This window comes from Phytohabitans aurantiacus, assembly GCF_027923225.1.
In the GTDB taxonomy this organism is placed as follows: Bacteria; Actinomycetota; Actinomycetes; order Mycobacteriales; family Micromonosporaceae; genus Phytohabitans; species Phytohabitans aurantiacus.
The window spans coordinates 21,437-42,525 of record NZ_BSDI01000046.1 but is presented as its reverse complement, the minus strand read 5'-3'; the positions used below and the strand labels follow the sequence as shown (position 1 = coordinate 42,525).

11 protein-coding genes are annotated in these 21,089 nt (G+C 69.8%); 5 read left to right on the top strand and 6 right to left on the bottom strand.

Translation table 11 applies throughout. The annotated features are described in order from the left end of the window. Positions 1–391 precede the first annotated feature (391 nt). The 6 genes from QMG73_RS34085 to QMG73_RS34060 are packed head-to-tail and all read right to left on the bottom strand — an operon-like array spanning position 392 to position 11,453. Complete coding sequence (locus tag QMG73_RS34085) at positions 392–2,314, bottom strand: DUF2357 domain-containing protein (RefSeq protein WP_281902680.1); 1,923 nt, start codon at positions 2,312–2,314, stop codon at positions 392–394. Beyond that, entirely contained in the window at positions 2,314–4,644 is a 2,331-nt protein-coding gene (locus QMG73_RS34080) for an AAA family ATPase (protein WP_281902678.1), read from the bottom strand. The genes QMG73_RS34085 and QMG73_RS34080 overlap by 1 nt, the downstream gene beginning before the upstream one ends. Beyond that, positions 4,637–6,181, bottom strand: a complete 1,545-nt coding sequence (locus QMG73_RS34075; RefSeq protein ID WP_281902676.1) for a hypothetical protein — start codon at positions 6,179–6,181, stop codon at positions 4,637–4,639. The genes QMG73_RS34080 and QMG73_RS34075 overlap by 8 nt, the downstream gene beginning before the upstream one ends. Continuing rightward, positions 6,162–9,476 carry a DEAD/DEAH box helicase gene (locus tag QMG73_RS34070; RefSeq protein WP_281902674.1) on the bottom strand — a complete coding sequence of 1,105 codons (3,315 nt, stop codon included), beginning with the start codon at positions 9,474–9,476 and terminating at the stop codon, positions 6,162–6,164. The genes QMG73_RS34075 and QMG73_RS34070 overlap by 20 nt, the downstream gene beginning before the upstream one ends. After that, entirely contained in the window at positions 9,466–10,848 is a 1,383-nt protein-coding gene (locus QMG73_RS34065; protein WP_281902672.1) for a protein kinase domain-containing protein, read from the bottom strand. Before QMG73_RS34065 ends, QMG73_RS34070 begins: the two co-directional genes overlap by 11 nt. Next, positions 10,848–11,453: a vWA domain-containing protein gene (locus tag QMG73_RS34060; protein WP_281902670.1), complete on the bottom strand. Its 606-nt coding sequence runs from the start codon at positions 11,451–11,453 to the stop codon at positions 10,848–10,850. Before QMG73_RS34060 ends, QMG73_RS34065 begins: the two co-directional genes overlap by 1 nt. Positions 11,454–12,196: 743 nt before the next feature. Between QMG73_RS34060 and QMG73_RS34055 the strand changes: the two genes are divergently transcribed. From QMG73_RS34055 to QMG73_RS34035, 5 genes are all read left to right on the top strand, one after another. Further along, a complete protein-coding gene (locus QMG73_RS34055) occupies positions 12,197–15,547 on the top strand; it encodes an AAA domain-containing protein (protein WP_281902668.1) in 3,351 nt (1,116 codons plus the stop codon). Positions 15,548–15,660: 113 nt separating this feature from the next. Further along, positions 15,661–17,418, top strand: a complete 1,758-nt coding sequence (locus tag QMG73_RS34050) for a DUF2075 domain-containing protein (protein ID WP_281902666.1) — start codon at positions 15,661–15,663, stop codon at positions 17,416–17,418. Further along, the gene (locus QMG73_RS34045; RefSeq protein WP_281902664.1) at positions 17,396–18,868 is read left to right on the top strand and encodes a hypothetical protein; all 1,473 of its coding nucleotides are present in this window, start codon (positions 17,396–17,398) and stop codon (positions 18,866–18,868) included. The genes QMG73_RS34050 and QMG73_RS34045 overlap by 23 nt, the downstream gene beginning before the upstream one ends. Beyond that, a complete protein-coding gene (locus QMG73_RS34040) occupies positions 18,865–19,842 on the top strand; it encodes a BREX system ATP-binding domain-containing protein (protein WP_281902662.1) in 978 nt (325 codons plus the stop codon). The genes QMG73_RS34045 and QMG73_RS34040 overlap by 4 nt, the downstream gene beginning before the upstream one ends. Beyond that, a complete protein-coding gene (locus QMG73_RS34035; protein ID WP_281902660.1) occupies positions 19,839–21,080 on the top strand; it encodes a BREX system ATP-binding domain-containing protein in 1,242 nt (413 codons plus the stop codon). The genes QMG73_RS34040 and QMG73_RS34035 overlap by 4 nt, the downstream gene beginning before the upstream one ends. The last annotated feature ends 9 nt before the right edge of the window (positions 21,081–21,089 follow it).

Here is a 21,089-nt window from a genome sequence, read left to right as displayed (position 1 = left end):
AGGTGCTGCCCGCGCGGCGCGCCCGCACGTAGGCCGCAGCTATCCGCGGGCCGCCAGCTGCCCACAGGGTGCCCGCGCGGCGCGTGGCCGGCCGGTGCGGTCAAGGCCGGACGCCAGTCCCCGCCCCCGTATACGCCGACGATCCGCATCGGCTGAGACGGCTGATGGCGATCGTGAGCGCGTATCGATTCACGGCCGGGCATGCTCCTTCCCTGCACCGCGCGTAGTGGTCTGGACGCGGAACGACGGTAACGCTCGCATGATGTCCGACATCACCCGATCGGACACCCGGCTCCCGGGGGATGGCTGCCCAAGATGTTGTCCGCGCGGGTGTTGGGCAACCAGTGGGCCCCTCGCGACTGGCAGTTCCTGTTCTGCCAGTCGCTGAGAGCTACGGGAGCGATCGGTCGGGAGCTGGACGAGCCGCAGTCGGTGTTGCTTCTGGCTGCCTTTGTTCGAGCTGTGACGCAGGGGCAACCGGACAACCACATCCTGGACGGCCAGCGCAGGCGTGACACCAGGTACACCGGAATCGGTTACCCGGCGCAAGGCGGCCGTCAACGCAAGGCACGGCCAGCAGGTCCGCACCCGCCGTCACGTCGAGACGATCGCCGCCGGTCCCGTCGGGTAGGACGTTGTGTAGCCACAAAACGGGATAGACCTTGCCGCACGATCCGCAGATCCGGGTCCCCCACCCTGTCGAGCAGACTTCACAGTGGCATTGGAATGTGTTCCGGTCCCGAGGCTCGAACTTGGTCGTGGTGCTGTGACAGGTGGGGCACGTCTCGAACAGGTCGAACGACCGTACCGCTGCCTCGACTGCGGCCATGGCCCGTGGCAGCGACGACGCCGTGGACCTCCGCGGCTCCCGCTCACGTCCGGTCGCCGCACCGACCAGCGTTTCCACCTCGTCGATCGACGGCCGGCGGGTCACCGCGACGCGCGTCAGCCCTGCCGGGTGCCACCAGCTATCGCTGCTGCTTGGCACGCTCGCGAACAGCTCCGCGGTCGGTGGATATTCGTCGACGAATCGGCGGCCTTGAAGGACCCACCGCAGCGCCCGGCCGAGCCGTTCCTCTCCCTCGATCTCCAACGGTGTCACAGGAACCAGGCAAGGCAGCGCACCGAAGCCGGCCGGGTGCACGAGGCGCTGAGTAGCGGCCGGCAATGCCGCCTGGGCGGCACGGAGCCCCGGATACACCACGATCGTGGGGTCGGCATGCATGCTGAGCGCGGCGGACCGAGCCTGTTCGGCGTCGGGCTGGCCGAGGTCGTGGCTGATCGGCGCCAGCCGGGCCAGGTGTCGTCCGTCGGCGGCGATGCGCAGGGTGCCGTCCTGTGCCATCGACCACGTGACACTACCGGCCGGGCCGCGCAGGAGCACGGTGGAGCCGGCCACCGGCAGTGCATCGGCCGGGTCGGCCGGCCGGTATCCGAGGATCGCCAACGCGCGCAGGGAGAGCGCGGCGACGTAGTGCGCGTATGCCTCGGGGAACGCACGTTCCGCCGATCTCACGCCTGCCATGACGGCGGTTGCGTGGACCGCCCACAGCTCCCAGAGTGCGCCGACCTGCCGGTACCGCCCGTCGTCCACGAACAGGTTGGTGCGCATGAGCCGGATCGGCACGGGCACCTGGCGGTTGGCCCGCCGCAGCACCGGCGATCCGTGCAGCGCCGCGAGCCGTGCCCGGGCTCGGCGGAACACCTCGAGGGTCTCGGCAACCGCCAGCGCCGACGCGGTGGTGTCGGAGACCGCTTTGGCGACGAGGCGGGCGACCCGGTCGAGCCGGCGCCACGACCGCGCGTGTTCCAGCGCCCGGTTGTACTCGTCGAGGTCGGTCAGCCCATCGGCGAGCGTTGTCAGCTCCCGGATGCGCCTGGTCAGGTGCTCGCCGAGCCGGTCCACGAGCTGCGCGGCCACCTGGTTCTCGTAGAAATCAACGTCTTCGGCGAACCGTTGCGACAGCACGCGTAGCGGCATGATGCGCCCGTGTTCCACGCCCGCCCAGTCCTCAGTGTGGCCGGCCAGGCGAGCGAGGCCGGCGGGCGGCACGCGGCGCGCTAGGTCCGCCCGCACCAGCTCGTCCACCCGGTCGAGTCGGTCGTGCGGCCGGAGGCAGACGTCGGCAAGCACGTCGAGCACGTCGAGCCCGGCACGCTCGAATGGGCTGAGCTCCGCGTGGTGCGACGCGTCGGGCACGAACATGGTGTCGGCCAGCCACGCGCCGAGGGTCGTGTTCGTGGCCAGCGCTCGTGCGACGTCGATGACGGTGCCGACGACAAGCGGGTCCGGTGCGCCGGGCCGATCGGCCATCATCCTTCCCTGCGCCGCTGCTCGTCGGTGAGGAGGCGGACGCACCGCATCGGGGCACCGCGCAACCTGCGTAGCTCCCAGGCGGTGCACACTGCGTCCCGGATCTTGCCGAGGCCCCCGGGGGTGACGTCGTACCGACCGCGCAGGGAACGGAGGATCTTCCAGGCCAGGAAGTGGTCGGCGGCGAGCGACCGGCCGTCCTGTCCGCTGTCCTCGCCCTCGGGCCGTTCGGCGACCGGGTCGCCGGCATGGGCGTCAACGACGACGGGCACGAACGCCTCCAGTTGGCGCTCGAGCCGCGGGCCCATGACCGCCCGGCCGTGCTCGCGCAGGTCGTCGGCGATCACGTCGAGGAACTCGCGCACCTCGGCCGTGTCCGCACCGTGCGCCTGCTTGGCATGCTCGAATGACTTGCGCAGCGCGATGGTGCTGTACGGCTCGATCTCCGGGAGCGTTGCCGGCCTCGGCAGCCTGGGACGCTGGGCCGGCAGCTCCATCAGGTGCGCGCGATTATAGGTCTTGTCGGCGAACTCCAGCGTCGACTCGTCCTGGTTCGCGGTGCCGATGAACCAGACGTTGCTGGGCAAGCGGATCCGCCAGCCGTCCACGAACCACTGCGGCGCCCGCCCGGTGCCGCGGGTGACCAGCTGGATCGGCTCGCCCTCGTACTCGAGCTTCGACAGCAGGACCGAGAAGTACTGCTCTGGCCGGGCCAGGTTCATCTCGTCGAGAACGATGAAGAACGGCCGTCCCCGGTACCTCGGCGTCTGCGCCAGGTACAGGGCTTGGAGGAATTCAGACTCCTCGAAGCGCCGCTCGAAGGTGTTGTGGTGCCCGAAGAGGTCCGTCCGGTCGCGCCAGCCGGCCTGGACCTCCACGACGGTGCACTCGGTGCCCAGCGCCTTGGCGAGGGCGACCGGCAGCGACGTCTTGCCGATGCCGCTCATACCCTCCAGCAGGTGCAGCCGGCTCATCGCGAGGCCACCGAGGAGGACGCACACGTCGTTGAGCCGGTACGCCCGCCGGCTGTCGGCGAACATGACGGCCTGCAGCGACCGGGCCAGCCGCGAGAGGTCGGGCCGGTCGGCGCTGATGACGCCGGGTTCGCTCAGCTCGGGATCGTCGTCCATCGCGACGCAGCGGGGGAACAGCGGCGTGCCGGGGTCGGGACGGTCGTGGGTCAGTTCCTGCACGGCGCCTTGCAGCTCGGCGATCCGGCTCTCGTAGCCCCGGGCGAGTACCTCGAAGTGCCGCTCGGCGTCGCTGAGCTGTTTCATCTGCAGGTTGTTGATGCGGCTCGCGAGGGCCGCTCCCTCGAGCTCCTGCACCCGGTACGCCAGCCGGTCGCGCTCGCCCGCCACCTCCCGGTGCTGCTGCTCCAGCCATCGCAACCGGTGCAGGTCGTCGTCGGCCAGCCGCTCGGCGAGCTTGCCGCGCAACTCGGCGTTGTCCGCGGCCAGGCGGTCGCGTTCGTCGATCAGGTACTGCGGATCGGTGCCGCCGATCCGCAGCAGCTGCTTCTCGCGCTCGGCGAGTTCCTGGCGCAGCTCGTCGATCATCTCGATCCGGGCGTCGGACTGGATCCGCAGGACCTGCAGCTCGCGGTCGAGGGCGGCGACTTTGGCCGCGGCGTGTGCCTTGATTTCTGACTCCAGGTCATCGAGCCTGCGTTGCACCTGGATCTGCTGCTCCAGCAGCGCTTGTCGCTGGTGGTGCAGATCGTCCTCGGACCGGCGGAACGCCGCGCGGTCCTTCTCCAGCCCGGCGACCTGCTTCGCGTGTTCCTCGTCGAGCACGCGCCGCCGCTCCTGCTCCTCGTGCCGTGCCGCCTGCCGGCGGCGTTCCAGCTCGTCTTCGAGCTCGGCGCGGGCCGCCTGGGCCTTTGCGGCGAACCCGTCCCGGGCCTCCTGCTCGCGGGCGCTCACCCGCTCGCTCCGGACGCGCAGCAGTTCCAGCTCGGTGGTGGCCTCGGCCTGAAGCGCCTCGGCGGTCTTGCGGGCCGCAGCGGCCTCGGCGAGTTCGGCGTCGAGACGCTGGCGGGCGGCGTCCGCAGCGGCCTCGGCGAGTTCGGCGGCCTGCCTCCGTTCCCGAGCCGCTGCGGCCGCCCGCTCGTAGTCGGCGGCTTGGCGCAGCAGCGTGTCGTACGCGGAGAGCACCGCGTCGTCGTTCGCCGCCGGCTCCAGACCCTGCTCGGCGAGCGCAGCGCTGACCTTCGTGTCGTCCTCGGCCTGCTTGGCGGCCGCTGCCAAGTCGGCGATCTTGTCGGCAGCCGCCTGCTGGGCTGTCCGGCGATGGCTCGGCGGCCGGTTCGAGGTCCTTCGCTTACCCATTTGTGGACCGGTCCCTTTCGCTACGTGTGCGGAGATCGGGCAGCGGCACGCCGAGGTAGGCCGCCGCGGTGTCCTGCGCAAGCCGCCAGGCAGTCGCGCCGTAGTCGAGGTTCAGCGGCACCGCAGCGGCATGCGCACCGCCCGTGTTCCGGTCCTTCGACACGTTCGTGAGGTCGCTGAGCAGCGTCGGCCAGGCCGCCGCCACCTGGCGGAAAGGATGGTCGGGTGCGCCGGTGGCGGCGCTGACGAGTGCAGCGGCCAGCAGCACCGGGGTCGTCGCCCGGTCCGGCTGTCTGATTCCCCGCCGGAGCTGATCGGCCTTCACCACGCCGAGCCGCGCGTGCTCGCCGAACGACATCCCGAGCTGCCGGCAGTAGGTGCCGAGCTGCCGGGCGAGCGGATCCCGCAGCCGTTCGACGGCCCGCAGCGGTGGCCGATGCCGAGCCACGAGGTCGCGCAGCACGAGCTCGTGCAGCCGCCAGGAGTACCGCGCGACGTCGCCCACCTCGGGACTGCCGTCGCCGCGTCGCCGCGCCCGGTCGATCTCCCGCTCCAGCAGCGTGAGCAGCTCGAACACGGCGTCGTGGTCGCGCACCCGGGCGGTGAAACGGTGCTCGAGCGTCTCGGCGATGCTGCGCCGTAGCTTGACGTCGATGAGGTCGGACTCGGTCAGGAGGCCCTCGGTCCGGCGGCCGACGAACTGCTCAACGTGGTCGCGCAGCCGGGCTGACCGCTGGACCTGGGTCGCTACCAGCCGCCGGAGGTAGGGGCTGGCGTGCCCGCCGAACGGGCTCATCGCGTCCCACGTCACCGTGGTCTCGCCACCCTCGTCGCGCTTCCGGGCGAGCAGTGGCAGCGGGATCCACACCGGTTGCCCATCGGTCATCACCGAAACGCGCGAGACCACCCGCTCGGGCGGGCCGGCCTGCCAGCGCCGTGTCCGGCCGCCGCCCTGCCGTTTCGCCGCCTCGCCGCGGGAGACCGCCTCCACGACCTGCTCGTGCGCCGGTGGCTCGGTACCGGTCCAGCCGTCGGGATGGACGGCAAACGCGTGCTTCCGTAGCGGCGCGCCTGCGGTGCGCAGCTGGAGCGTCGCGGCCGTCCGACTCTGCCAGTCGCACGGGCAGTGACCCGGCTCGACGGTCGAGGCCGGCCAGAGCGTGCCGGTCGTCACGTCCTGGTAGACGTAGGTCGTGATGGCCCGTGTGGGGTCAGGGAACCTGTCCTGCAGGACGTGGCGGCCGTTCGTCGTGATGACGCCGTACCGGTCGAGGTAACTCAGCGCGCGCAGGTCGGAGCGGACCAACTCGACGAGGTCGTCCTGCAGTCCGAGGAGCCGGCCGATGTCGGCCGCCTCACGCAGGCCGGCGCGGGCTAGGCCAAGCACCGCTGCCTGGAACACGTTGAGTCGGTCCTCGTGCACCAGCGGCGACACGACGCGGTACCGCAGCGCGGGCCAGAGCAGCCACCGCTGCCGACCCCGGAACTCGGCGAACTCGGGCCGGGCGACGGGGGACTCAGGACCGAATGCCAGCACCGTGTACCCCCTCGCAGAACTCGCGGAATGCGACGATGCCCTCGGCGACGGACCGGCCCGGCCGGCCAGGCACCTCCGGCGTGGCCGACCGCTCGGCCATGGCGGCGTCTCCGACGGCGATGAGCAACCGGCGCTGCCGGCTCATCGCCACGCACATCCGGCTGTCGCTGAGCAGGTGCCCGTACCGCTTCACGGCCTCGGCGGGACCGCCGACGGGCCGCGGGACCTCGCTGCTACGCGTCACCGACAGCAGCACGACGTCGAACTCCATGCCCTGGAACGCGTCCACGGTGCCTACCCGCAGCCTAGGCCGCGGCCGCTCCTCGGCCGTGAACTGCATCGTCGGCACGGGCATGAAGGTGCCGTCGTCGTCGACCACGGCCAGCCCGGCCTGCTGCAGCTCGGCCTCCAGCAGCTCCTGTTGGGCCTTGTAGAACGTGATCACACCGAACGACAGCCTTCGGTCCCGGTCCAACTCGGCCAGGTCGGACAGCTCCCGGACCAGCCGACGCGCCTCGGCCGGCCGGGTCCGGCTCGTCCCGGACCGTTGCTCGTCGCCGTCCCTTCGCGGCACGTCGATCCAGGTCGCCACCTTGCCGGCGTAGGTCGACAGGTCGTGGGTCAGCCGTGCCGTCGACGGATCGGGCTTGATCGCGTCGGCGCCGCCGTAGAAGACCTCGCTGACGAACCGGCCGAGGGCGGGGTGCATGCGGAACTGGGTGTCCAGCACGATCGTCCGCACCGCCGGCCTCTCGTCGGCGAAGAGGTCAAACCAGCGCTCGAACAGGCTTTTCGACAGCTCCGAGCCGTCGAGCGAGCGGTTGCGGCGCAGCTCCCGCTCGACCTTTTGCTCCAAGGCGTGCGGCAGTTGCTTGTGGTCTCCGACGAGGACGATGCGCCGCCGGGCGAACGCCATCGGGATCATCAGGTCGAGCGGGTTGGCCCGCGCCGCCTCGTCGACGACGACGGTGTCGAACACGGGCAGCGGCGCGTCGAGCAGCCGCGACATCTCCTCCGAGTTCGCCTGCTGGACTGTTGAGGCGAGCACGGCGTTGTACCGGGCCAGCGTCGACTCCACGAGGGCGAGGTCCTCCCGCAGGTCGTCGCAGTAGGCCAGCAGGACCTCGTCGGCGCTGTCGGCGGTCTCGGCGGCATCCTCCACCACGGCGTCCGCGACGAGGTGCAGCAGCGCCTCCACGTCGGGATCGTGCATCGGCGCGTGGAGTAAGGCGGTGTCGGCGGCGAGTCGCCCGAGCAGCTCGACGCGTAGCGCGGCGAGCTCGGCCAGTAGGTCGTCCCCGCTGTCGCCGACCTTCACAACGGCCTCCAGCAACCTCCGGGCCGGGTCGTCCAGCAGCCGATCCAGCTCGCGCAGCGCCCGGACGGCGCGCTGCGGGCCGTCGTCGGCGAACGCGACCGGCGTGACGCGCAGCGACCTGGCCTCCCGCGCCAGCCGCTCCCGCTCGTCGCCGGCCAGCGTCACGGCGACCCGGTCGACCACGGCCCGGTCGGCCAGCAGGTGGTCGAGCTCGTCCCGCAGCTCGCCGGGCAAGCGGACACCGGCCAGCTCCTTGACGGTGGCGAGGAGCGCGATCAGGTCCGGGCCGGTCATCGGGTGGCGCTCGTAGGCCGACGCGAGCTCCCGCAGCTTTCGCGCGGCGTCGTGGCGGGCGGACGCCGGCCGGTGCTCCTGCAGATACCGCTCGACGGTCGCAGCGACGCCGTCGCGCCACTCGCGGGAACTCTCCCAGTCACGACCCGGCCGCGCCCCGACGCGGGTCGGCGGCAGACCATGCCGACGCGCCTTGCGGGCGACGTTGTCGACCGCGTCGTGCTGCACGCTGGAGATCAGGGTCCGCTGCATCGACACTGTGCGCTCGCCCAGCTCGTCGAGGCAGCGCAGCAGGTCCGCGATGAAGCGGGTCTTGCCTGTGCCCGGCGGTCCCTGCACGAGCAGGACGTCCGGGGTTCGCAGCGCCATGCCCAGCGCGGCCCGCTGGACACCGGTGGGGGCCGGGCCGTCGGCGCCTCCGATAGCCGCGGCGATGGCCTTGTCGTGAGCCCGCTCAGCGCGCGGATGGGCTCCTGGCCGCGGCACCCCCTCGATGAGCAGCCGCAGCCCGGGCATCTCGGCCTGGTCGGTCTCGATCCGCTCACGGGCCAGGTCTCGGCGGCGCAGGCGGACCCGGTCCCCGGAGAGCGACCGGAACAGGTGCCCGGTCGGCGGCGGCGCGTCGTCCCCGTCGACGGCGAGGTCGACGGTCCAGTTGTTCCTGACCACGTACCGCACCTCGCCGTGCACGCCGGCCCTCGGCCGGCCGCGCCCGTCCTGCAACTCGGGCGGAAGGTCCATGGACGCCTCCAGCTGCAGCCTTCCGCCATACGAGGCCACCGCGCGGAGGAAGGATCCGGCGCGATCGTCGGGCTGCAGCTCGAAACGCCAGAGCCCGTCCGCGGTGATCTGACATGACCGGTACCGAGCCGAACCCATGCGCCGGGCCTCGTCGACCAGCGACTCGCGCTCGATCTCGTTGTACGCCTGCCAAAGGTCGAGGTATGTCCGCCCGTCCGACGTGAGCCCCTGCAGCGCAGCGCGGATGACCTCACTGGCGGCGGCCTCGTCGCCCCGGTCGACGAACCGCAAGTCGATCGGGCTGAGCCGGAACCAGCGAGCGTGCTGCCGAGAGGACGCGTCGGTGAGGCGCACGAGGCGAAGGGCATCGTCGGTCAGGGCGATGTCAGCGACCCATCGCCGACCGTGCAGGGTGAGGGCGCGGACGCCGGAACCCGAATCGCGGCCCGGACCTCCGCTATGGACGTACCGTTCCGCGGTCTGGCCCGGCAGCGCCGGAAGCGCGAACTCCTCGCGTAGCCAGTCCCGGATCGGCTCGAAGCCGGTCACCGCCCGCTGGGTGGCGATCCGTACCTGTTCGGCCACCCCGTCATCGATGCCGACGGTCATGCTTGCGCCAACGTCCGCTGTGGCGAACGCATGACACTGCACGCTGATCTGCTGCGGGGTGGCCTCGACGACCCATGACACGAGCGTGTGCCCGGCGGTGGTAAGCCAGTCGACGGTGTCCCGGTCTTCGACCCGGAGCCGGATCGGCTGGCTCCCGCCGCGGCCGGGTGCCACCTCGAACTCCGCGCGGCCGGTCCGGTGGCGGAGCACGACCTCCCGGTTCTTGGCGTGCTTGTCCGTAAGCTGGGTCAGCCACCGCGGGACCGAAGTCGCCGGGCCGGTGGGCAGCGACACGATGCGGATCTCGCCCGGCCCCAGCTGTTCAGCGAACACCCGCCACCTCCACCGGCTGCGGCACCAGCATTCGGTGCGGCCGGCTGTCGTCGCCAAAGTGCCACGTCCACGCCGCGGACACCGGCTCGTCGGCGCGGCCGCCCGGCAACAGCGACCGGCCCAGGCCGCCCTTCGGCGGTACCCGGCGGATCACACCGGTGCCCCGGTTCCGCACGACCAGGGTGTCCCCGCCGTTCCAGTCGACCTGGGCCACCACCGCGAGCGGATCGTCAGCCCCTCGGTACACGGTGCGGGCGGTGACGATCAGCGGCCGGTCGGCCTGGACAAACAACGTCAGGCCCTTGTCTTCCAGCGTCAGCGGACGCCGGTCACCGAGCCACGGGAACTGCTCTCGCACCAGCACCGGGACGACCGCCGGGCGGGCGGTGCCGCACCACGGGCACCGGTCCTTCGCGACGATGTAGCTGTGCGGGCACTTCGGACACTGCACGCATCGGTCGGCCGCGCCGTCGAGGGCGGCGGCCCACTCGCCAGCGCCTGGCCGGGCGCGGGGGTCCTGCATGCCGTCCTCGAAGGACCGCCGGAACAGGGCCAGCAGATGCCGGGTCAGGACCTGCTCGGCCGGATAGCCGTGCGGGGTCCGGTTCCGGTCGTCCGTGCCGTGCTCGATCCACGGCAAGAGGCCACGCTGGGCGTCGTCCTCCAGCTCGGCCGGTCCCTGGTCGACGTAGTCGCCGATGAGCGGGTGGTTCGTGGTGAGCGTCTCGTACGCCAGGACGGCGAACGAGTACACATCGCTGAACACTGTGTTGCCGGACGTGCCCCGCAGCACCTCCGGCGCCGCGTAGTAGGCGGTGATGAGGCGGTATGGGCCGGGACCGCTCTCGGTCTGCAGGTTGTCCGCGTCGACGAGCCACACCTCGTCGTGCTCCGGCCGGGCGGAGACGAGCACATTGCCGGGCGAGACGTCGCCGTAGACGATGCCCCGGTCGTGCAGCGTCCCTAGGATCGCGGCGCACCGAGCGAGCAGCCGCAGCCGACGGCGCAGCCCGCCACCCTGCGCGTACCAGCCGGCGACGTCGTCGCTCGTCGGCCCGCAGACCGCGCGGAACGCGACCATGTCCTGCAGGAGTTCCATCACGTAACCGACGTGCGGCGTGGCCAGCGGCTCCAGCGGGCGGCAGATCGGGACACCGTGCAGCGGCAGCCAGCGTAGCCGGCCTAGGCGGTCCTCCAGGCCGGACGCCGAGGCGCCGGTGCAGAGCTTTACCGCCAGCCCGCCGTGGTGGGTGCGGAACACCACACCCTCACCGCCCTGGCCGAGTGGTGCATCGAGGACGAGTTCCAGATGCCGACCGCTGCGCGCGGTCCGCACGCTCGATGGCCAGTCCGCCTCCGGTCGACTGGCCATCAGTCGAACTCCTCCAGCCGTACCCCCTGTTGACCCGTACGCTCGTGCAGAGCGCTCGTGACGGTGGCCGTCACCCAGCGGAACAGTCCGCTGATGTCGTGGATCTGGTCGGTCCGCAGGACGCCGACGCCGGGCGTGCTGAATGTGCGCAGCACCTCGTCGGCCTCGGCCGTCCGGTCGGTGCCGATGCCGACGGCCACTCGCAGCGCGCGGCTCCCCCAGCGTGAGGACAGCAGGGCATCCAACGGCATCTCCCAGTCGTCGGTCGGCATGCCGTCCGAGACCAGCACCAGGGCCGGTGGGAACGCTCGCTCCGGCACCGCCTCGGCGTCGTCGAGCAGCTCGCGGACGCGTGTCAAGGCGCTGCCCATGGGGGTGCGTCCGCGCGGGGCCAGGTCGACCCACTGGGCGCGCGACGCGGGAACCATCGCCTGGTGCAGCATAGCCTCGTCGCCGCCGAAGGCGACGACCGCGACATGGATCTCACCCCGGGCGGAGTCTTCCGCGCCGAAGGTGTCAAACATCGCCGCGATACTCCGGTTGAGCTGGACGATTTTGTCACCGTCCATGCTGCCACTGACATCGGCCAGCACAATAACTGGCATCGGTCGGGGCGCCCTCCGGGAACGGGACGCCAGTGTGTCCGGCTGTGCCATTACGGGTTCTATCACGCAGTTCACTCCTCCGCGACTCGTGAACGACGCCCTGCGCATCAAGTCGGCGAACCTCGCGACGGCGCGGAGCCTGTCAGAATTACAGACAGGCAATTCGAACGTCAAGAACTTAGAAGGATGAATCTCGCATGCTACGAGGTTCTAGCAGATGACACACGGGCAGATGCGGGTCGCCGCCCGGCGCGCGATGATCCACTTGTCCATGTGAGTAATCCGGAGCGGGTGCAGGCGCCCTCCCATCCTTCGCGCACTCCATCTTGGTTTGGCGGCTCCTGCTCGCGAGCGGGCTGCGCCGCGGCGAACTGTGCGGCCAGATCTGGCGCGATCTGAAACCAAACTTGGCCATCCTCACCGTCCGGCGCCGACGCATCCGTTGAGGATCCGACTGCAGTAGTCGGCGAGGTTGATGACGAGGGTGTTCTCCGAAGAGAAGCCGGCGAGGCTAACCAGTAGATCAACTCGAGTCGGTACCGGTGGCCTGGAAATATCCGCCGCATGCGATCACGTTTCTGCATAAGATTCGCCATCGCCAACAGATTCAATCGGCATTCGTTTCATGCCGCAAGACCGGTATCGGGAATGATCAGTGAAGGATGCTGTCTCGGTCTGGTGCGTACCCGACTGCGGAGGGTAGTGTTCGGTCGGCGTTCGCCACGAAGCGATGGAGGTCGCTGTTGCCGGACTGGCGTGACGAGGTGTGCAGCGCGCTGGATTTCTGGATCAGCAAGGAGGGCGGAGAACGTAGTACGCCTGGCATGTCGCGGATTGGGCGGGCACGACAGGAGGGTGCCCGCGGCTGGTACGCGGTGGATGTGCGCAACTCAAGAGCGGACACCGATCAACCTGAGGCGCTGAGACTAGCCGGCCCTGAAGAGCCGAGGAGCGGTGCTGGCTACCAGGTGTTGGACGTTGTGCAGGACGGTTCGGTGATTCGGATCCGGGTGGCCGAGTTCGTCGACCAGGCCGATGCCTACCTGTGGCGACAGAGACAGCCGCCGACGTACCTCATTGTCAAGCTGCGCGACGGTATCGCCGAACTGGACGACGCTGGCCTGGCGCATGATCTCGCACATGGTCGTCTGACGCCCGTTCCGGAACGACCGCGCCAGGTCGCTGGGTTCACACTGGGACAGCGGCAGGCGCTCGAGTCGTGCACGGGGCGTGGGGTGCACCTCGTATGGGGACCGCCGGGCACTGGCAAGACGCGAGTACTCACCGAGGCGATGAGCGCATTGGTGGCGGCTGGGCAGCGGGTGTTGCTGGTATCGGCGACGAACATCGCCGTCGACAACGCATTGCTCGGCGTGGCGAAGGCGCGCCGGTACACGGATGGCGCGTTGCTGCGCGTCGGCACGCCGCACCACCCCGAAATCCTGGCGCACGAAGACATCTGCCTACCCGCCTTGGTGCGCGAGCGACTCACCACAGTGGAGCTTGAACGGAAGACTCTCGAGCAGCTGCTCGTGCGCGCCCGTGAAGACGAGTCGCAACTTCGGCAGTTGGAAGAAAGGCTGACGGAATTCGACCCAGTGAGATATCGAAGTCTGAAACGGCGGCTGGCCCTCCGCGACCAGTTGCCGGTGCTCGCGGAGCAGGAGCAACGCGCAAAGGCAACCCGGGAGGCCGCAGCGGTCGAGGCCGCCCAGCTGCGGGATCGGACGATACGTGCAGACGGACGGGTTCGTGAATGGGCCGCCGCCCGTGCGGCGTATCTGCGGATCGACGCGCTGCGGAAGGAACTGGACGACGCGCGGGCGGCGACCGACAAACTAGTCGGTGATGCGTTGCATGCGCGGGGTGACGCCGAGCGGCTCGCCGCCTGGCTGCGAAGACTCGACGGCGAAACATTGATCGCCAAGCTACGCAACCGCGGCACACGGCAACGGCTGCGCCGTTCCTTCTCCGACGAATCTCAGGCAGCCGCAAACGCCGAGGCCCGCGCTGGTCAGGCCACCGAGCTGCTGGCACGCCGGGTGGCCGAGGTCGAGGGAGAGATCGGACAGATCGAGGCCACCGTACGGGCGAGCAGGGAGGATCTGGTCGCTGCCGATAGGGAGCTTGTCGAAGCCCGGCGGATGCTCGCCCAGGCCGAGATCGCCTTACGTCAGGCCACTGAGGCTGCGGATGCGGCGATCCGGACGCTCTCGGCGGCCGAGGCGGAGGCGCGTCTGAGCGGGGACGATCTTCGCTGGCTTGAGCATGTCGACCAGCTCGGCCTGCCGTCGTTGGCGCAGGAGCGGGACCAGCTGCGTTCGCGAGTGGCTGGTCAGGCGGTCCAAGTGGCGACGTGGCAGCGACAGTACGCGAAGGTTCAGGAGGAGTTCGATCGCCTACGCAAGGACGCGGAGGGCGAGATCATCCGCGCGGCCCAGGTGGTCGCCACGACGCTTGCGCGAATGCGTACCAACCCAACGGTCATGGCGGGACCCTACGATGTCGTGCTGGTCGACGAGGTTGGCGCGGCGAACGTTCCGGAGGTGTTGCTCGCCGTTTCCCGAGCCAGCCGCGCTGCTGTACTCCTCGGCGACTTCATGCAGCTCGGGGCGATCCTGCCGCCGCCGGTCAGCAAGGACCCGCGACCAGACGTGCGCCGATGGCTCGTCCCCGACGTATTCGCCCACTGCGGTATCCGGACCTCCGCGCAGGCTCGTCAGCACCCGGGTTGCACCGCATTGGATGTGCAGCACCGCTTCGGCCCGGAAATCATGGGACTGGCCAACGCCGTCGCCTACGACGGCCTGCTCAGGGCTGGGCAGCAGGTGCGGGCACATACCGAAGATGACCCTGAAATCGTGCTCATCAACGTTGACGACCTCGACGACCTGGGCGTGGTGCGGCCTACCGGGCCGCACAAGGGATGGTGGCCGGCGGGTGCGCTGCTCAGCCGGGTGCTCGCCGACTATCACCAGACCCGGGGCGAGCGGGTCGGCGTCGTGACGCCGTATGGCGATCAGGTGGAGGCGACGCTTGAGGCGCTGCGCGACCAGGAGGAGGGCAGCGGCACCGTCACCGAGGTGGGCACCGCACACCGGTTCCAGGGGCGCGAGTTCCCGGTCGTCGTGTTCGACCTGGTAGAGGACGACCGGTCAGAACGGTGGATGTCGGCCGCCTCACTAAACGCGGACGATTACGCCCGTAGCGGCATTCGCCTGTTCAACGTGGCGATCACCAGAGCCCAGACGCGGCTGTACCTGATCGCCAGCCGTCGCCGCGTCGATGCGGCTAAGCCGGACAGTCCCTTGGCGTGCGTCTCACAGCTCCTGCGTGAGCGCCGGGCCCGCATGGTTTCTGGCGCCTGCCTGGTCGCCCCAACCGTCCTCCGTGACAAGGATCGCTTCGGCCTCGGCGTGTTCGGGAACGAACTCGCTGACGTGCTCGCCGAGCACGTCCGTATCAGCGACATCAGCGACGAACGCCAGTTCTACGATACGTTCGCCGGCCACCTCTCCACTGCTGAGCGCTCGATCTGGCTGTGGGCGCCATGGACTACCAGCCGAGTCACCTCGTTGCTGCCGGTGCTCACCGACGCGGTCGCCCGCGGCGTCGCCGTCCGGCTGTTCGTCCGCGACCCCAGCGACAACCTGCAGGGCAGGACCTCCAGTCAGGCATACCTCGCTCAACTCCGGACGGCCCTGCCGACGGTCGTCGAAGTACACGAGATGCACCAGAAGATCGTCGTCATTGACGAGCGAATCGTGCTGCTCGGCAGCCTCAATGCCCTATCTCAGCGCACAACGCGCGAGGTGATGCTGACGCTGCACGGCGAGCACTTCGCGCGCAAACTCCTCGAACATGAACACGCCACTGTCTTTGCGGCGCCGCCGCGCTGCGGTGCCTGCCGTGGAACCACCGTGCAGTTGCGTCGCACGAAGCAGAAGGGATGGCATTGGCGCTGTTACGCACCGACCTGCCCCGGGTGGAATTCCAAGGGGACGCGTAACTGGACTGAGACCGTGGTGCTTAAGCCGCAACCCGCGCGGCAGTCACTGGCTGCCCCGAACCAGAAAGGTCGAGGGCTCGCCTAACACCGCGGCGGCGCCGTCGAGGCTGGCGGTGCCGCCGCAGCCACCAGGATGAGAGCGTGGGAAGACCCAGTGGAGGGACCCAGCCCGTGGCGCGTGTTGGGCCTTCTCCGCTGTTGGACGAGCAACGCGTCGCGTACGAACTGGTGCTGCACAAGGTTCAGCAGGCACGAGAGCAAGACATCAAGAGCGTCGTTGTGGTGGCCGGTGGTCCCGGTAGTGGCAAGAGCGTGATCGCGTTGTCGGTCCTCGCGGAGTTGGCCAGGCAGGGATACCCCGTGCTGCACGCCACCGGGTCGAACTCCTTCACCGAGTCGATGCGCAGGTACGCCGGACGCGGCTCCTCCCGGATCAAAGAGATCTTCAAGTGCTTCAACTTCTTCGTAGACGCACGCCGCAACGGCCTCGACGTGCTCGTCTGCGATGAGGCCCACCGAATCAGGAGGAACTCGCTGAGCCGCTTCATGTCCCAGGACCTGCGCGTGAAGGCTGCCGGACGCCTGCAACTCGATGAACTGATCGCCGCGGCGCGGGTACCAATGTTCCTGCTCGACGAGCATCAAGTTGTGCGGCCCGGCGAGTTGGGGACCGTCGACATCATCCGGCGCAGGGCCGGCGAACTCGGGCTGGATTTCGAGTTTGTGCCGTTACACGGTCAGTTCCGGTGCGGCGGCAGCGAAGCATACGAGCACTGGGTTCTCGACCTGCTCGGTCTGGAAGGCCGTCAACCGTCGATCTGGGCCGGTGACGGGCGTTTCGACGTACGGATGGCCGACTCGCCGTTCGAGATGGAGGCGGTCCTGGCCGAATGGCAGAGCATGGGCGGAACGGCGCGTATCTCGGCGGGCTTCTGTTGGCCCTGGAGCAAGCCGCTGCCTGATGGGTCACTGGTCGACGATGTGCAGATCGGGGACTGGCGGCGTCCTTGGAACGCCAACAGCGACCGGAGCATCGGTGGCGCTCCCGGCAAGGCGTACTGGGCCACGGACCCTGCTGGCTTCGGGCAGGTCGGCTGTGTTTACACAGCACAGGGATTCGAGTACGACTGGTCGGCTGTGATCATCGGCCCCGACCTTGTGGCGCGCGACGGCCAGTTGGTCACGCGACGTCTCGAGTCGAGGGACCCGGAACTCAAGGGCAACAAAGCGACCGACGAACGGGCCGATCAGTTGATCCGCAACACGTACAAGGTGCTGCTGACTCGGGGCATGCGGGGCACGGTCATCTACACAACTGATGCGGAAACCCGCGAGTACATTCGGCAGTTCGTCAAGCCGCAGCGTGGACTGGAGACCCGCTACGCGTCTGCCGAGCCGGGGTGTAAAGCGTCGGGACGCTGCGTCCGCAGAACCGTTCCCTCTCCGCCGACGACGGTCGGTTACCGTACAGGTACCGAAGCTGGTGGAGGGACGAGTGGACGAGCTCTTCGACTTGCCCGGCGGCACCGCGGTGTCCGGGGCGCCAGTTTCGGCGCAACTCTCGGCCTTCGACCGCACCTTCCCGGCGCGGGTTGCGGTGCTCATGCGATCCCGCCCGATTATCGAGGCGATCATTGCCGCGAACCGGCAGGACTGGCCGGCAGCCACCTACGATATCGCGACGTTTGCCCTCGCCGCGATCGATCTGGTCATCGCCCAGCAGGGTTTCGCGGAGGAGGCCACCTACGACGAGGTCGTGGAAGGACTCAGCACGCTTGCCCGGCGCTCCGCACCGGAGCGGCCGGTGTCGGAGCACCGCCGCGTCGGCGAATATACCGTCGACGCCCTTCTGAATCGGGGGGAGCGCGAGGCGCCGTTCACGTACCGGATCAGCGACTTCACCGACGATGCGCGGACCCACCAGCAGCGGCAGGTGCAGTTCCGACTGCTGATTGAGCGGGAGGACCCGGTGCGGGGCGAGGTCGTGCTCAACGCCACCCGCGACGCGATCAACGCACTGGTGGGTGGGCTGGAGTTCGATGTCGAGGACGAGCAGGTCGCCAACGAGGTGCTGCTGGAACGCCAGCTGTCCAAAGGGGCGTTCGACGCCGCGGAACGTGCCGCGGTCCGGGCCCGGCTGCTGTCGGTATCGCTCGCCGAGGACCTTCACGAGCTGATCAAGAACACCCGCCGGGACCTGCGCGCCGTCATTCAGGAGTGGGCAACGGCCGTTCCGGATCGTCTGGCCACGGCCCGGGAGCACATCGCCGGCCGGATGGAGGCCGAGCACCGCCTGCTCGCCAAGGTCCGCGAGTCGCTGGAGTCCGACGACCAGCAGGTCACCATGGCGGCCGCCCGGATCGCCGCGCTGCTCACTGAGTGCTCGCGTCGGCACGACGCCCTGCACCGGCAGGTTATCGCCGCTCGCGGCGTGTTTCTGGAGGAGCATGATCGGCAGTCGTTCCGGCCGCCGGCGCTGGGACATCTGCCCGACGTCAACCGGGAGGTCCTTACGCCGTTGCTCGGATTGGACAGCGAGACCGCCCTTGCGGTCACGCACGGTCCTAACTGTATCCACCGGGCGAATCAGCCCATAGGGGGAAATCTCACGGTGTCACAGGCAGAGCTGGGGACGATGGAGGAGACGCTCGCCGCGACCGAGCGCGAGGTGGAGGCCGCCCTACGCGGCGCGACCGTCACCGTGCGGGAGCTAAAGCGTGCACTGGGTGCCGCTCGCAGCGGGCACGTACGTGACCTGCGCAAGTCCTTGGCCGCCGCCCGCGATGCCGCAAACCGGCTCGCGGACGACACTCGCGGGACCGCCGACGGCTTCGACCTCGACGAGCAGGCGTACCTCTCGTCCGGTGGATACGTCAAGGAGTTGCTTGCCGAGGCGGAAACCCAGGGACTGTCCATCGTGGAGGATGACGACCGGCTGCTGTGCTACCCGTCCCTGCTGCGGGTCCTGCCCAGCGACGCTGCGGTCGAGGTGGACAAGGTCCGCGATCGCCGGCTGCGACCGTCCGTGCTGGTGGCGGCGCTCGCACGGGCACAGGAGCGGGGGCCGCGGTTCAAGGCCGAGGCGTTCCTCGACAGCCTCCGTTCGGCGTACGAGCTGCTCGTGTCCGGCACGGACAAGCGGGACGACGCGGTGATCCGGCTGGTCGATATCTGGTCGGTTTTGACGATGCTGCCCGGCCAGCGCGGCCAGTACTCCAAGCAGGAGTTCGCCCGGGACCTGTACCTGCTCGACCAGAGCGGCGTGACGCACACCGCACGCAGCCCGCGCACGCTGAGGTGGGCGGCGAGCACCGGCACCAAGGGCTCCGGCACCCTGGTCACGGTGGCACGCAACGGCCAGCAGCAGCGGTACTGGGGGATCTCGTTCACCGAGGCGCCGCGATGACGGTCGCGGCGATCGGTGCCTACGAGTACCTGGAGTTCATCGAGCGGGAGTACCTCGCCAGCTACATCGGGCGTGGAGGCGCCGCGGTCAAGGTCCTTGCCGTGGGGGACGACGCGGAACGACTCCGGCTCTCCACCGGGCTCGCCAAGTCCGGCGATCGGTTCGAGCACGCGGCAGTCGACGCGGCGACCACCCGCGTCCACCTGATCGACCAGGTGTTCACCGCGATCGCGCAGCAGCTCGACTGGGTCGCGCTGGCCGAGGCGGTCGTGCGCGCGGCACTGGAGAGCGCTGCGTTCCCCGTCCCGGGCGAGCGCCAGGGCGTCGACCTGGCAGCGGTCGCCCGCCACCACGAGGTGGACGCGGCCGAGTTGTACCGCAGCGTCCGCCGCGCGATCGAGCAGATCGTGCTGCGGGACACCGAACTGAGCCACGAGTTCCGGGTCGCGATGCTGCGGCTGTGCCAGGAGCGGCTGGGGCGCGGCGACGTGAGCGAGACCGAGCGGGAGACCGTGATCGGCTGGCTGCGAGGCGAGCGGCTCCCCGCCGCGGACCTGCGCAGGGTTGGGCTGCGCACCAAGGTGAACAGGTACAACGCCAGGCCGTTGCTGCTGTCGCTGACCCGCTGGCTGCGCATCGCGGGCCGCTCCGGACTGGTGTTGCACCTGGACCTCGACCGGCTCGCCGTGGCCCGCCGCCCACCGGTGGGACTGCGTGACGGGCACTACTACTCCAAGGCCGCGACCCTCGACGCGTACGAGCTCGTGCGCCAGCTGATCGACGCCACCGACGAGACCGAAGGGCTGTTCGTCGCGGTACAGGTGCCGCCTGTGCTGATCAACGACGAGGCGCGCGGTCTTCCCGCGTACACCGCCCTGCGACTGCGCGTCGCCGACGAGGTACGCGACCGGCGGCGACCCAACCCGTACGCGGCACTGGTCCGGATCGGCGCGGGCGGACAGGAGGCGGAGTGAACACAGTGAACGGCAGTATGGATCCGACCCTCACTGCCCGGAGGGCGGTCGAAGCGCTGCGGGCGGGCGTGCCTAGCCGGGACGCCGTCGAGGCGCTGGGCAGTGGACAGAGCGCCATCGAGGACCGGTTCCAGGCACTGTGCGAAGGCGCCGGCCGCGGCGCGGCGGGTGGCCTGCTGCTCGGCGGCGGGTTCGGGGCTGGCAAGAGCCACCTGCTGGAACACCTGGCTGGACTCGCCCTCGGCGCCGGATGGACGGTCAGCCGGGTAGTGATCAGCAAGGAGACGCCGCTGCACGACCCGGCGAAGGTGTTCCGGGCCGCGGCGGCCTCCGCCCTCCGGGCCGGGCAAGCCCGGCCGGCGATCATCGAGGCGGCGATGGCGCTGGACCTTGACGGCCGGGCCTACGCCGAGCTGCTGCGTTGGGCAGTGTCGAGTGGGTCGGAGCTCAACGAGCGGTTCCCCGCGACGCTCGCGCTGTTCGCCCACGTTCGGGAGCGCGACGCCGCGTTCGCGGAGACGATCCTGCGGTTCTGGTCCGGCGATCCGATCGCAGTTCCCGAGCTGCGGCGGCGGCTGAAGGAGATCGGCGAGCAGCGGCCCGCCCTGCCACCGGTCGCCGCGGTGGAACTGGCCAGGCAGCGGTTGCGCTTCGCGGCCCGGCTGCTCGCCGCCGCGGGTTCGCCCGGGTGGCTGGTGCTCTTCGACGAGGTCGAGCTCATCGGGCGGTACTCGCTGCTGCAACGCGCCAAATCGTACGCGGAGCTGGCCCGGTGGATGCGTGGCGAGCACGGCCAGGGGGCTCCGATCGCTGCCGTGTTGGCGATGACCGACGACTTCGAGGCCGAGGTCATCAGCCGCAACGACCGGGAGGTGGTGCCGGCGAAGCTCCGCGCCAAGGAGACGGCCGAGGGGACCGCCCTCGCGGCGGCTGCCGAGGTGGGCATGCGGATTATCGATCGGGAGATGCACCTGCTCACGCCGCCGGACGACGTCGAGCTCAAGGAGGCGTACGACCGGCTACGCGGCCTACACGGCAGGGCGTTTGGCTGGCAGCCGCCGGACGTGGCCGGGTTGGAACGGCTCGGCGCGACCCGGATGCGCCAGTACGTCCGCGCCTGGATCAACGAATGGGACCTGGTGCGGTTGTACCCCGACTTCCAGCCGGAGACCGAGGTGGTGGACGTGCCCAGCGACTACCGCGAGGATCCGGACCTGGAGCGCTCGGACCCCGAATGAGCGTCCGGC

Excerpts from the sequence above, each read along its gene's own strand:
- QMG73_RS34065 (WP_281902672.1), bottom strand. The coding sequence starts at position 10,848 with ATGGCCAGTCGACCGGAGGCGGACTGGCCATCGAGCGTGCGGACCGCG.
- QMG73_RS34060 (WP_281902670.1), bottom strand. The coding sequence starts at position 11,453 with ATGCCAGTTATTGTGCTGGCCGATGTCAGTGGCAGCATGGACGGTGAC.
- QMG73_RS34085 (WP_281902680.1), bottom strand. The coding sequence starts at position 2,314 with ATGGCCGATCGGCCCGGCGCACCGGACCCGCTTGTCGTCGGCACCGTC.
- QMG73_RS34040 (WP_281902662.1), top strand. The coding sequence starts at position 18,865 with ATGACGGTCGCGGCGATCGGTGCCTACGAGTACCTGGAGTTCATCGAG.
- QMG73_RS34080 (WP_281902678.1), bottom strand. The coding sequence starts at position 4,644 with ATGGGTAAGCGAAGGACCTCGAACCGGCCGCCGAGCCATCGCCGGACA.